General features: G+C 51.6%; 14 protein-coding genes and 1 riboswitch. Of the genes, 11 read left to right on the top strand and 3 right to left on the bottom strand.

Annotated features, from left to right (window positions below; all coding sequences use genetic code 11):
• Nucleotides 1-117: 117 nt before the first annotated feature.
• Nucleotides 118-328, top strand: a riboswitch (cobalamin riboswitch).
• A 343-nt stretch (nt 329-671) separates the two neighbouring features.
• The 4 genes from PsAD37_RS02760 (at nt 672) to PsAD37_RS02745 (ending at nt 4,428) form a co-directional block, all read left to right on the top strand.
• Nucleotides 672-1,454 carry an ABC transporter ATP-binding protein gene (locus PsAD37_RS02760; RefSeq protein WP_063294829.1) on the top strand — a complete coding sequence of 261 codons (783 nt, stop codon included), beginning with the start codon at nt 672-674 and terminating at the stop codon, nt 1,452-1,454.
• Between the two features lie 12 nt (nt 1,455-1,466).
• Nucleotides 1,467-2,405 (top strand): ABC transporter substrate-binding protein, encoded by a 939-nt coding sequence (locus PsAD37_RS02755; RefSeq protein WP_063294828.1) that lies wholly within the window; start codon nt 1,467-1,469, stop codon nt 2,403-2,405.
• 56 nt (nt 2,406-2,461) lie between these two features.
• Nucleotides 2,462-3,463 carry an iron ABC transporter permease gene (locus PsAD37_RS02750; protein ID WP_063294965.1) on the top strand — a complete coding sequence of 334 codons (1,002 nt, stop codon included), beginning with the start codon at nt 2,462-2,464 and terminating at the stop codon, nt 3,461-3,463.
• Between the two features lie 257 nt (nt 3,464-3,720).
• Complete coding sequence (locus PsAD37_RS02745; protein WP_063294827.1) at nt 3,721-4,428, top strand: class I SAM-dependent methyltransferase; 708 nt, start codon at nt 3,721-3,723, stop codon at nt 4,426-4,428.
• 177 nt (nt 4,429-4,605) lie between these two features.
• Here the strand turns inward: PsAD37_RS02745 and PsAD37_RS02740 are convergent, their stop codons facing one another.
• Nucleotides 4,606-5,073 (bottom strand): DUF1499 domain-containing protein, encoded by a 468-nt coding sequence (locus PsAD37_RS02740; RefSeq protein ID WP_063294964.1) that lies wholly within the window; start codon nt 5,071-5,073, stop codon nt 4,606-4,608.
• A gap of 369 nt (nt 5,074-5,442) precedes the next feature.
• Here PsAD37_RS02740 and PsAD37_RS02735 point away from each other — a divergent pair, with 369 nt between their 5' ends.
• Together PsAD37_RS02735 and PsAD37_RS02730 are read left to right on the top strand one after the other, a co-directional pair.
• Nucleotides 5,443-6,081 carry a septation protein A gene (locus PsAD37_RS02735; protein WP_063294826.1) on the top strand — a complete coding sequence of 213 codons (639 nt, stop codon included), beginning with the start codon at nt 5,443-5,445 and terminating at the stop codon, nt 6,079-6,081.
• 269 nt (nt 6,082-6,350) lie between these two features.
• On the top strand, nt 6,351-6,749 hold the full coding sequence (locus PsAD37_RS02730; protein WP_063294825.1) for a hypothetical protein: 399 nt from the start codon (nt 6,351-6,353) through the stop codon (nt 6,747-6,749).
• An 88-nt stretch (nt 6,750-6,837) separates the two neighbouring features.
• Here the strand turns inward: PsAD37_RS02730 and PsAD37_RS02725 are convergent, their stop codons facing one another.
• Both PsAD37_RS02725 and PsAD37_RS02720 read right to left on the bottom strand, forming a co-directional pair.
• The gene (locus PsAD37_RS02725; protein WP_057463014.1) at nt 6,838-7,383 is read right to left on the bottom strand and encodes an ActR/PrrA/RegA family redox response regulator transcription factor; all 546 of its coding nucleotides are present in this window, start codon (nt 7,381-7,383) and stop codon (nt 6,838-6,840) included.
• A gap of 131 nt (nt 7,384-7,514) precedes the next feature.
• Nucleotides 7,515-8,870 (bottom strand): ActS/PrrB/RegB family redox-sensitive histidine kinase, encoded by a 1,356-nt coding sequence (locus PsAD37_RS02720; protein ID WP_063294824.1) that lies wholly within the window; start codon nt 8,868-8,870, stop codon nt 7,515-7,517.
• A 231-nt stretch (nt 8,871-9,101) separates the two neighbouring features.
• Between PsAD37_RS02720 and secB the strand changes: the two genes are divergently transcribed.
• From secB to PsAD37_RS02695, 5 genes are all read left to right on the top strand, one after another.
• The gene (secB, locus tag PsAD37_RS02715; RefSeq protein ID WP_063294263.1) at nt 9,102-9,611 is read left to right on the top strand and encodes a protein-export chaperone SecB; all 510 of its coding nucleotides are present in this window, start codon (nt 9,102-9,104) and stop codon (nt 9,609-9,611) included.
• 164 nt (nt 9,612-9,775) lie between these two features.
• A complete protein-coding gene (locus PsAD37_RS02710) occupies nt 9,776-10,225 on the top strand; it encodes a hypothetical protein (RefSeq protein WP_063294264.1) in 450 nt (149 codons plus the stop codon).
• A 41-nt stretch (nt 10,226-10,266) separates the two neighbouring features.
• A complete protein-coding gene (locus PsAD37_RS02705) occupies nt 10,267-10,692 on the top strand; it encodes a hypothetical protein (protein WP_063294823.1) in 426 nt (141 codons plus the stop codon).
• A 204-nt stretch (nt 10,693-10,896) separates the two neighbouring features.
• Nucleotides 10,897-11,418: a hypothetical protein gene (locus PsAD37_RS02700; RefSeq protein ID WP_063294822.1), complete on the top strand. Its 522-nt coding sequence runs from the start codon at nt 10,897-10,899 to the stop codon at nt 11,416-11,418.
• Nucleotides 11,419-11,611: 193 nt separating this feature from the next.
• Complete coding sequence (locus PsAD37_RS02695) at nt 11,612-12,412, top strand: protein-L-isoaspartate O-methyltransferase (RefSeq protein ID WP_063294821.1); 801 nt, start codon at nt 11,612-11,614, stop codon at nt 12,410-12,412.
• The last annotated feature ends 9 nt before the right edge of the window (nt 12,413-12,421 follow it).

Raw genomic sequence — 12,421 nt, 5'->3', positions numbered from 1 at the left:
TGAGCACGTGGCTCTAAGTCCCGCATCTAGTGCGGGGTGACTTTGGTGTGGTGATAGCTGCTATCAACAGCACCTCAGGTCTATTCTCGAAAGCGCTTGCAATTGGGGTCTGCAAAATTCAGTATGTGGGCCTATGGTTTCTGAGGTGCGAAAGGCCTCGGGATTAAAAGGGAACACGGTGAAGTGTAGCCAACAGGCGCTAATTCCGTGACTGCCCCCGCAACTGTAAGCGGCGAGCGACGCCAAGCATGCCACTGGAGAGATCCGGGAAGGCTGGCTGAGCACAGACCCGCGAGTCAGGAGACCTGCCATTATGTTTCACTTCAACCCGGGCGGGGCGTCCCGGAGGAGGCCATAATGGTTGCATTGGCGCAAGCCTCTCACATATCCGGTTTCTGTTTGCCCCTGCCGTTGCGCGGAGGGCGTTATGTTACCTGTTTCCTCAAGACTTAAACTTTATCCCGGATCGTTTTGCGAACCGCTGATGGTCGACGCGCGTGTGCGCTTGACTTTTGCTTCAGGATTCGACAATCAATGTAACGTTATAACGTTACATTGATGATGTGTAGCGTTTCACTCAGGTGGGTTGGTACGATGCTTGATCCTGTTTCTCATCAATTGGGCACCTTCGGCTGGTTGATTGGGGCTGAGCTGCGCAAGGGTGCTTTGGCATGAGCGCGGCTTTTGTTTCTGTGCGCGATGTTTCGTGGGCGCCTGATCGTAAGAGTTCGTTGGTGTTGCAGCCGTTGAGTTTTGAACTGGCTGCGGGGCAAGTGCTTGGCGTGGTTGGCGCGAACGGGGCTGGCAAGTCTACGCTGTTGCGGCTGCTCTATCGGTTCAACAAGCCGATGAGCGGGCAGATTTGCGTTGGCGGCGATGACATCTGGTCGCTCTCCGCCAAAGTGACGGCGCAGCGGGTGGCGGCGGTGTTGCAAGAGCAACCGACGGACTTTGCGTTGAAGGTGCGTGAGATCGTGGAGCTCGGGCGCACACCTTATCGCAGCGGTCTGGCGGCATCTGGCGAGCGCGACCGGCAGGTGGTAGACCGTGCTATCCGCGCTTTGCAGCTGGACGGGTTGGCCGGGCGGTTGTTTGGCACGCTTTCTGGCGGGGAGCGGCAGCGGGTGATGGTGGCGCGAGCACTGGCGCAAGAGCCAGAGCTGCTCATTTTGGATGAGCCGACCAACCATCTCGACATTCGCCATCAGCTGGAAATTCTGAAGCTCATTGAAGAGCTGGATCTGACGATCATCACCAGTCTACATGACCTGAACATGGCGGCTGAGGTGTGTGACCAGATCCTGTTGCTGGACCACGGGCAAATGCTTGGCTTTGGGGCGCCGGAGCAAATCCTCTCCCCCGCTTTGGTTTCCAAGGCTTTTCAGGTGCGTACAACGCGCGATCAGCTGGTGGACCGACAGCACTCTCTTCTGACATTCAACCTGCATTCTTAAGGATACTTTTTCATGAAAAAACTTGGTTTGGCGCTGGCTGTGGCGCTACTTTCCTCTTCCGCTGCGCTGGCAGACGTTTCCGTCAAGAGCTGTAACCGCACCGTCGAATTTGATAGCGTACCGCAGCGGGCGGTATCGCATGACTCCAACCTCACAGAAATGATGCTGGCACTGGAGTTGCAGGACAACATGGTGGGCTACACCGGTATTTCTGGGTGGAAGACGCTGGATGAAGAGCTCACGGATCAAGTGGCTGTGCTGCCGGAGCTTGCCCCAAAGTATCCGAACAAAGAAATCCTAATTGGTGCTGACGCGGATTTCTTTTTTGCAGGTTGGAATTATGGCATGAGGGTTGGTGGCGAGCTCACACCGGAGACGCTGGAACCATTTGGGGTCAAGGTGTACGAGCTGACTGAGAGCTGCATCCATATTGGCGAGAAGCCTAAGGTTTCCATGGATGATATGTACAATGACCTGTTGAACCTTGGCCGCATCTTTGATGTTGAGGAGCGTGCTGAAGGGCTGGTTCAGTCCTACCGCGATGATCTTGCGCAGTTCAAGGCTGGCCTGAGCGCTGGCGACACGCCGCTGCGCGTGTTTGTGTTTGACAGTGGTGAGGATTCTCCGTTTACGGCGGGGCGTTATGCCATGCCGACGGCTATGATTGAGGCTGCCGGCGGCACCAACGTTATGGATACCCTGGAAAAGAGCTGGGCGCGGGTGAACTGGGAGGCTGTTGTTGAGGCTAATCCAGAGATGATCGTGATTGTGAATTACGGCGAGGTGACTGCTGAGCAGAAGCGTGAGTTCATGCTCAACAACCCCGCCTTTGCGGATATGGATGCGGTGAAGAACGACCGGTTCGTTACGCTGGAATATGCAGAGGCAACACCAGGGCCGCGCAACATCAAAGCGATCAAGAAACTCGCAGCGGCATTCTGGGGGAACTAAGAATGAGCGAAGGAACCGGTGTTGTTGTTGCCCCCAAAGAGGGCTCCTCTCATCATATGCTGCAGATCATCTGCGTGGGATTGGCTGCGCTGGTTCTTTCTGTTTGCCTTGCGGTCTCCGTTGGGGCGGTTTCCATTTCCATGGAGACTGTATGGGGTGTTCTTGCCAACAAACTGGTGCCGGGGGCCGTTGAGCCGAGCTGGTCGCTGGGGCGGGAGAGTATTCTCTGGGCAATCCGCCTGCCCCGTGCGCTGCTGGCGATCATGGTGGGGGCCGGGCTTTCCATCGTGGGAGCTTGCCTTCAGTCCGTTACCCGCAACCCTTTGGCTGATCCGCATCTGATCGGGATTTCAGCTGGTGGTGCGTTTGGTGCTGTGCTGGCGCTGCTGCATACGGGGCTGTTTTTGGGGATGCTCACCGTGCCTTTGCTGGCATTTCTGGGTGCTCTTGGGGCGACACTTATTGTGATTGGGGTAGCGAAGTTTACAAGCGCGACCAGTGCAGATCGCTTGGTGCTGACCGGTGTGGCGGTGAGCTTTGTGCTGATGGCAGGCGCGAACATCCTCATCTTTCTGGCAGACCCGCGGGCAACGCACAGTGTGGTTTACTGGATGCTGGGCGGGTTAGGTCTGGCGCAGTGGGGACACCTTATCTACCCGCTGGTGGTGCTAGTGCTTTGCGGGGTCTGGCTGTGGCTGCGGGCCGGGCACTTCAACGCCATGACCATTGGCGATGAGACAGCGACCACGCTTGGCATCTCCGTTGGTGCATTCAGGCTGGAGACCTTTGTCATTGGGGCACTGATTACCGGTGTTATGGTCGCGTTCTCGGGTATGATCGGGTTTGTGGGGCTTATGGTGCCTCATATTGTGCGGTTGTTCGTGGGCGGTGATTATCGCCGTCTGATCCCGGTCTCAGCATTGTTCGGGGCAATCTTTTTGTTGCTCGCGGATGTGGCTGCACGGACACTGATGAAGCCGGAGGACATGCCGATTGGCATTATCACTGGGCTTGTTGGCGGGGTCTTCTTTATCTGGTTATTGAGAGAAAAGCGGTAGGCCTGCCGTTTTTCAAGCACTCCGGCATCTCGTAGTTGCTGTGATATGAGCTTGAGCTTGCCGTCATCACGACACAGTTTTTTCGCGTTAGACTCATACAAGGCCCATCTGGCAGCATGGCAGAAACACGGATTTTGAAAGGTATTTACCTTTATTCCGGTTGGTTTCGGCTGCTTTTAATTATGGTTTTGTCGCATATTCCTAGGCGTTGATCAGAGGTCTTGTTCGGGAACATGTGTTTGATGCGGAGTACGTGAATGACATCTCGGTTGTATAGCGATTTTGCCGAGCAGTATGATGAGGCCATTCAGGAGAACATCTACAACGCTCTTTTAGAGCGCCCCACCCTGCTTGGCATGCTGCCGCCACTGCAAGGGCTGAAGGTGCTGGACCTTGGGTGCGGCCCCGGCGTGTATGCGCAGTTTCTCTATGATCACGGTGCAGATGTGACCTGCATTGATGAATCTGAGCAGATGCTGAAGCTGGTGAAAGAGAAGCTGGACGACAACGTAAAGTGCTACACCTCTGACCTGTCTAATGGGTTGCCGGAGAAACTGGAAGGCACGTTTGATATCGTGATCTGTCCGTTGATGATCCATTACGTCGAAGAGCTGAACAAGCTTTTCAGAGACATCGGGAACGTGTTGAAGCCGGGTGGTTACTTCGTGTTCTCAACGCATCATCCGCTGGTGGATGCGCAGTGTTCTCCAAGCGGCAGTTATCTGCGTCAGGAACATGTGACGGAGGAATGGAACACCATTGGTATGCCGGTGAAGGTGAGTTTTTATCGCCGCCCACTCTCTATGCTGTTTGGGTGGCTCTCAGCTGCCGGAATGTGTGTTGTGGACCTGCGCGAAGGGATGCCAGCTGCCGAGATGAAGGAAAAATCTCCGATCCATTATGAGAAGCTGCAGAAGAACCCAAGCTTCATCTTCTTCAAATGCCAGAGCCACTGCAGCAAGTAGGTTGCTCTCCTGACCCGCTTCAGACTCACTGGCTACTTACAGTTTTGTGAGTCTCAAGGTTTCTGCGGTTTATCTCCCGCAGAGTCAGTTGCACTGTATGCAATCGGGTAGATTCATGAGTCATTTCAAGGGGATATTGACTCTGCGAAACTCACAGGTGTGTTAGTTGCCTCTGAGTCAATTCTCAGTGTCAGTGAATGTGGAATAAATGCTTCTGAAACGCTCGTAGCGAGCCTTGTTGGCGCCCATATCGCTGTAGCCGACGCGGGATTGAGAGCGGTAGTGCACGACGCCTGCCTCTTCATCGATCCAGAGCTCTACATCATCGTTGTAACCCATGCTTGAGCTTGTGAAGACGGCGTGGAGGTATGATCCTTCCACCTTGCTGATCTTGTTCTTGCTCATCTCCTGCAAGGTGTTGGTGAGAGCTGCCTGTGTGATCTCAAAGGAGGAGAGCATGGGCAGAGGCTCCACACGGCGGGCTGTGTCTTCTGTTTGAGAAGAGACGGCATTGGGGGAGTTGGGCAGGGCTGCAAACTGACCATCATGCACGCCAACAGAATCCGGCACTCTAGAGTTTTGCCAGATAAGTTTTACAGTGACGCCAACCACAAGCGCGACCAGAAGAATTGCAATAACAGCCATTTTAGAAAGACCTTTGAATATCATCGTTCCCGGATTTCCCACTTGCACAAAGCATAACTCATTCAGAGGTTGCGGGCGAAATGAAATTCTAGTGTTTAGAGTGCGACACAATCTGTTGGCATCTCTTACAGGTTTGCGTGAGGGGTAGGAGTGAGGTCTGAAATTTAACTTCCACTCCAAACCAAGTAGTTCACGCTTCTTCACTGCAAGATGAACGCATAATTAAGGCTATAGCCCCTCAAAACGGCTATATTGGTGCCATAAAACTTGACGATTTTGCAATTTCGCTCTTAATTGCCCTTTTAATAGCAAAATTGCTGCTTAAATCTCTCAGGTCGGGAGAAAAGCAACAAAAGGAAGCCTTTGCAGATGAATTCAGAACGCTCTACGCAGACAACTGAGCGCCAAGACGTTTCGCCACTTTTGAAACTGGCCCTTGAGCTCGGTCCATTGGGCGTTTTCTTCATCGCCAACTCCAGAGGCGCACAGCTTGCTGAGATGTTTCCTGCATTGGGTGCCCTTGGTCAGCCAATCTTTATTGCAACAGCTGCCTTTATGGTGGCAATCACCATCTCCCTCACCGTGTCTTACATCCTCACCCGTCATCTGCCCGTGATGCCGGTGGTGTCTGGTGTTGTGGTGCTCGTGTTTGGCGCACTGACGCTGTATTTGCAGGATGATCTGTTCATCAAACTCAAGCCAACCATTGTGAATACCTTGTTCGGTTCCATTTTGCTGGGTGGGCTGTTCTTCGGTAAGTCTCTGCTGGGCTATGTGTTTGACAGCGCCTTCAAGCTGGATGCTGAAGGCTGGCGCAAGCTGACTATGCGCTGGGGTCTGTTCTTCTTTGTGTTGGCGCTGATCAATGAGTTTGTCTGGCGCAACTTCTCAACGGACTTCTGGGTGGACTTCAAGGTCTTTGGTTTCATGCCAATCACCATGGTCTTCACCATGATGCAGCTTCCGCTGATCCAAAAGCACAGCTTAGAGAGCGAAGAGAAGAGCTAAAGCTCTCTCACGTTCCCGAGTACAGACATTAATCTTCAAATTCACACACATACATATACTGATTGCACTTTGGCTAGAATCTCTGAAAGATAGGGGCAGCTGTTCTTAGGAGGTGCGAATGAAGCGCTTCACTCTTTTCGTATCATTTCTGTTTTTCTTTTGCTCGCCATTTACGTCCCTTGCTAAAGGACCATTTGGCATCACACCAGAAACCGATCCATCAACCCTCGGAAGATGTGCCGAGACCAAATACATATGGCTATGCATAGATGTCCCAAAGAAACTATGTTTACCAACTTAGATACCATGAGCGCACCGGAACCTGTCTCGTTTCCGCATTTATTGATCTACCTGCCAAATTTGGTGACCATCAAGCAGTGATTAAACAGAGTGAGGAGCTACTTAACATTGCGACTCATGCTTATGGAGACCCTCACTACAAATCTCGAGTTGACAGCCAAACTTGGAAACACAAGTTTACACAAGGTAAAGAAGAATACCTGAATGCTTGGCTATTCAAAGGATGCGAAGACAAAGTGGCGTTAGTTGAAGTTGTCGCACAACTCATAAACGAGCGACAGTACGCCGTAACTTTGAAAGTAATGTTCGAAGGCTGGGATCGTTGCAAAGAAGAGTGGGAAAAGGATCAGGCTTCCGTTTTGAACTAACACATCTGTCTTCTTCCCAAGTACAGACAAAATTAAAGCGCGGTTTGAGCCGCGCTTTTGTGTTTTTGTAGCAATGAATGCCGCTGGATTAGCGCGGTGCGCGCTTTGCCAGGATCCGCTGGAGTGTTCTGCGGTGCATGTTCAGGCGACGGGCTGTCTCTGAAACGTTGCGGTCACACAGTTCGTAAACGCGCTGGATATGCTCCCAACGAACCCGGTCAGCAGACATTGGATTGTCTGGTGGTGGGGCTTTATCGTTTGGACGACGGGTCAGGGCTGCCAGAATGTCATCGGCATCAGCTGGTTTTGCGAGATAATCAATGGCACCAAGCTTTACGGCAGTTACAGCGGTTGCGATGTTGCCATAGCCGGTCAGGATGATTGCGCGCGCGTCCGGCTTTTTCATGCGGATGGCTTCAACCACGTCCAGACCGCTGCCATCTTCGAGGCGCATGTCTACGACAGCATAATCAGGTGCCTGTGCTGCAACTTTACTCAGCGCTTCTCTTACGCCGTCAGCGGTTTCCGTGTGAAACCCTCGTTTCTGCATCGCACGTTCCAAGCGCTGCTGGAAAGCACGATCGTCATCAACGATTAGAAGGCGTCCAAGAGGTGCAACTTCTGGTTCTGTCATTTTGCAGGTCCGATTAATCTACGGTATTCACAGGACACTTTAGTATATTTTTCAGTTAAGGGAAGTTCCCATGGGCTTTTATAGCCAGATTTCGCTAAAGTATTTTTACTAGGATACCTAGAGATTTACTCTCAAGATTCTGGGGTTTGCGCTCCCTGATCCATAGTTTCACGTAGCCAACGTATATGAACCAGCGCTCCGTGGTCAGGATCTTTTCGATTATGAAAATTCACTCTTCCACCAGAGCGCTCCAGCAATGTTTTGGCAATGAAGAAGCCAAGGCCCAAGCCTCCGCCTGATTGGCGTTCAGCTTCGTCCTCAAATTCTTCTTCGCCAACCTCTGAAATTGCAGGCGCAGAGCGTTTGGAAACATAGGGTTCGCCCATTCTGGCAAGCACGTCCGGCGCAAAGCCTGGTCCGTCATCCAGAATGAAGATTTCGGCGTGCTTATCATCCCACTTTGCTTCGAAAAGAACGGTGGTTTCTGCGAAGTCTACAGCGTTTTCGAGCAGGTTTCCGAGGCCATAGCTGATGGCAGCATCACGGACGCCGACAGGTTCTGGTCCAACACCTTCGGCCTTGATATTGATTTCAATGCCGAGGCCTCTGTGCGGCTCAGATACATCTGCCAGCAACAGCGAAATCGGCATGCGCTGGAACACCTGATCGGCATCACTGGACAGGCTTGTGAGCTTCTTCAGAATTTCACGACAACGCGCGGCCTGAGAATAAACCAGCTCAGCATCTTCACGCAGTGGATCGCCCTTCTCAAACTCGGTGGAGAGTTCTTTGGCCGTCAGATAGATGGTGCCCAGCGGTGTGCCGAGTTCGTGCGCGGCAGCTGTTGCAAGGCCGTCCAGCGCGGACAGGTGCTTCTGGTGAGCCAAAACCATGTCACTGGCTGCCAATGCATTGGAGAGCTGGCGAGCTTCTTCTGCAACCCGCAAAGAGTATGTTGCCATAAAGAACATGGAGCACATGAGCGAGAACCAGACGCCGACAAGGTAGAGCGGCGGCAGATCAATCTGCGTGCCATCGTACCATGGCAGCGGCATATGGAACGCGGTGAGCAGCGTGACGACTGCCCCGGCCAGCGCGCCGAGAATGATGGTGTTGCGGGAAGAGAGAGCGGTTGCAGAGACTACAACAGGTGCAAGAATGAGGAAACAGAACGGGTTGCCCAGACCACCTGTGAGGTAGAACAGGCCACCGAGCTGAATGATATCGTAGGCCAGCTGAGCTGCTGCTGCATTTTTGGAAATGCGCGTGCTTGATGGCCAGCGAATTTTGAGGATGACATTGAGCCAGGCGGATGCGGCCACCAGAACGTAGCTGTAACCGATGGGCAGCGGGAAGTTGAGCAGATAGTGCACCACAAGCAAAGAGACAGTTTGTCCTGCCACTGCCAACCAACGCAGGCGCACAAGCGTATCCAGCTTGATCTGCGGGTCTAACAGTCGCGACTGCCCTTCCGGTGTGCCTATCATTTAATCTTGCTCCAATATGTCACAGAGGCCCTTCATAAATCACAGGTGATCCACTTGCCAATGGGTTATGTGGCAGAACTATCTTGTTTTGCCGCTGAAATGTTAGCATAGCCTTGTATCCGCCTCTGGGGCATGCTAGCCACCATTTAGTTGCGCAGGTACGGCAAACAAACGCTTAAGAGTGACAGTGTGTTGTACCAGTGATTATTATTGCGACACGGGAAAAACGATATGAGTGAAGCTAATACTGCTGGTGAACAGGGTGAAGCAGCTGCACCAGGCATGAACATCCTGGCTCAGTACATTAAAGACCTTTCTTTTGAAAACCCTAATTCTCCAAAGTCTCTTCAGCCAGGTGAGCAGCCAAAGCTGGACATCAACGTAAACGTTGGTGCAAACCCAATTGGCGAAGACCAGTTCGAAGTTATTATTACTCTGAACGCAAAAGCGAACACTCCTGAGCAGGTTCTGTTTGCTGTTGAACTCGTTTACGGTGGCGTATTCCAGATCACCGGTGTTCCTCAGGAGCATATGCACCCGTTCATCCTGATCGAGTGCCCACGCATGCTGTTCCCGTTTGCTCGCAACATCCTTGCAGACACCACGCGCAATGGCGGCTTCCCACCACTGCTGCTCGATCCAATCGACTTTGCAGCTCTGTACCGTCAGAACCTCGCTCAGGCTGCTGCTGCTCAGCAGGCACCTGCTGCAGGCGAAAACGGCGAAGCGAAGCCAAACTAAGAATTTTAAGTTTCCGGCATTCCGTCGGTACTTTGACAAAGCCACGTTGGATTCCAGCGTGGCTTTTGTTTTGCCTGCAATTCGATATTTCGATCTAGGAAGATATTTATGTTCGCCGCATAGGATCTCCGCGATAAACGGAGAGAGGCCTCAAGAGACTTAAGATGCGGCATCCAAACTTACGAAGTATCGCTGGTGCTCTGGGCATTGTTGCCCTCATGATGACACCTGTTGGTTCCCTTGCTCAGGACGAGCCGGAAATTGCCGGCCCTGAAGACTGGCACGCCTACAGCTTTTCAGCTGAGCAGATCACCGGAGACATTATTCTGGCTCCCGGGACGATCGAGATGGGCAAATCTGGAATTCTGACAATCACGGGCGTTGAAGGGTATACCCCCAACCTCTTCTCCTTCACTGGTGCAACTTCTCTCGACCTGCCAGAGGGCAAAGTTTTCTGCGAGAAAGACGTCGATAAAGGTTTCATGATCATCGACCGGTCGCAGCCAGATTTTCTCGTGATTGATGTCTTCGGAGGTGATGTGCCGCCTGAAGCTGGCAAGAGCGTTGATCAGCAAGCCGGGTTCTGCGGCTCGTTTACCTACAACAAGTCGTAGGGCAACCTACGCCCTGACTGTTTCAATCAAGGTAGTTCCAAATGAAAATCAAGATTACTTCTGTCTTTCTGGGCTTGTCTCTTGCTTCTATTCCGCTTGCTTATGCTGGCGAGGCTCCTGATAAAAAATGGGGTGCCTCCAGCACCACCGCGACGAGTATTACCGGTGACATCGTCGTGGGGATGACCTCAATCACGATGGCGACAGGAAGTGTGTTGCATATTAAGCCTGTAACCAGCGAAGTTCCCAATCTCTACCGCTTTACGGGCGCTGATATGCTCATGCTGATCCGTGACAACAATCTCTGTTTGCCAGACACGACAGATGGCTACCTCGTTCTCAGCTACCCAAGCAAGAACATGCTGGCAATCGATGTTTTTGACGGTGATATGCCGCCTATGACGGTAGAAGGCATGGAAAGCCAATCCAATTTCTGCGCTTCTTACAGCTATGAAATGCCTGGATAAAACTTCACATTGCACCCAAATAAGCGCTGTGCAAAATACGGAGCCTCTGATCAGGCGAGCCGGGTTCTGCGCTTCCTATTACTACCATAAGTCTTAGATTTTGCACTTTAGGTTGCATATGCATGTATAGAACATAAGATGATCCGCAATTTCACGGACCGTCTCATCGGTCAATTTGCATTTATCTGACCAAAATATTGATTTATGAAAACACCAGAAGAACCAGCAGGACAGCCTCGTCCTGACATCGCAATGTTCAGTGTCAGCCGTGCTGAACTGATCCGCACATACCTATGCTATGCTTTTATTGTCCTTTCCTCAGAGGCATTATTGGGACTACTCAGCAGCATCTTTCTTAACGCTGTTTCAAACCTCCCTCCTATCCCTGGACTTGTCACAATCTACTATTTACGGTCCGCAATTGTCCTGTTCTTTATACTCGCAGGCTTCTTTGTAGCTCCTAAACGAATTAATCTTCTGAGTTTTATTGGGCTTTACATCGGGATCTCATTTGCCATTAGTTTTTATTCCGTTGTATTTAGACTTTACTCCCACATAACGTTATTCTTACTTCTTGAACCAGATCAGATGATAAACTGGCTCATCAATTCTTCTTTCATTTCAAACTTTATTTATATCCCATTGATTGGATATGGCCTTTACCAAGTTTGGCGGGCTCCCTCTGCGAAGAAGCTTGCAAGCCTTGGGACCAGCTCCGCGCAATAGGGCTCCGTTAAAGTTTGGACCCTTATTTCAACTGGTCTTCAATTACTCTTGGGAAAAGTTAGTCTGTCCTGGAGTTTGTGGCACTCACGTGCTGCGCTCTAATATTTGATTTGAGTAAACCGATGCGGTTTGATTGAATCCGGCCGCATGGGTCATACTTTCTCTCTTCTCTTGAGGCGGCGGTTTTTCTGCGATGTCTGAAAACGCATACGCACAAGAAGTTTGTTACAATTTGCGCGGTGGGAACCGGGCATTGCTGATGGATGCGTTTGCCACTGTTCGCAAAGAAGGTTTCCTCTTTCCTCCTCCATGGCGTGTCGCTATCACAACGCAAGGATATGGCCGCAGGGCGGTTCTGGAGGATCCTGAGGACCTTTATCAGGACATGCTGGTAGAGCTTGTGCACGAGGCCAATATCAATACTGGTCAGCCGTCTTTATGGGCGCAGATCTTCAACTGGTCAGACCTCAAGCCGGGTATGGCAGTTTTTGAGTCAGGTTCTGGCCTTGGTTATTTCACTGCCATCATTGCTCATGTGGTTGGCGCTGAAGGCGTTGTCTACTTCGATGAACCGCATGACAAACTGCATGATCCGTGTCGTGAGAATCTGGCGTCCATTGCGAACGTTCATGCAGATTACAAAGGCGCACCGTTAGATCGGGTCTACCTTTGCTATGGCACAACAACGATCCCGGCCCAGCTTTATCTCAATACCAAGCTGCGGGGGCAAATCGTGTTTCCCTTTACCAATGACTGGGGGCATGGCTTCTTTGTCAGCTTGAAGAAGAAAAAGAAGACGTGCGAGCTGAAGGTCAGCTCCCCGTGTGCATTTGTTGTCAGCCACACATACAAGAACAGTCCGTTTACAGACGATTTTGGCGAGCTCTATGACATGACGGTGGACATCAGCTTGGTTGAGCAAGCGCTGAATGATGACGTGCTGGACGTGGCAAAAATGATCCATCTGGCGCTCGAAGCCAGGTCGAATTCTTAGAGCACATCG

Source organism: Pseudovibrio sp. Ad37 (assembly GCF_001623075.1).
Classification (GTDB): Bacteria; Pseudomonadota; Alphaproteobacteria; order Rhizobiales; family Stappiaceae; genus Pseudovibrio.
The sequence above is the reverse complement of the archived record's forward strand: the minus strand, read 5'-3'. Positions and strand labels throughout refer to the sequence as shown.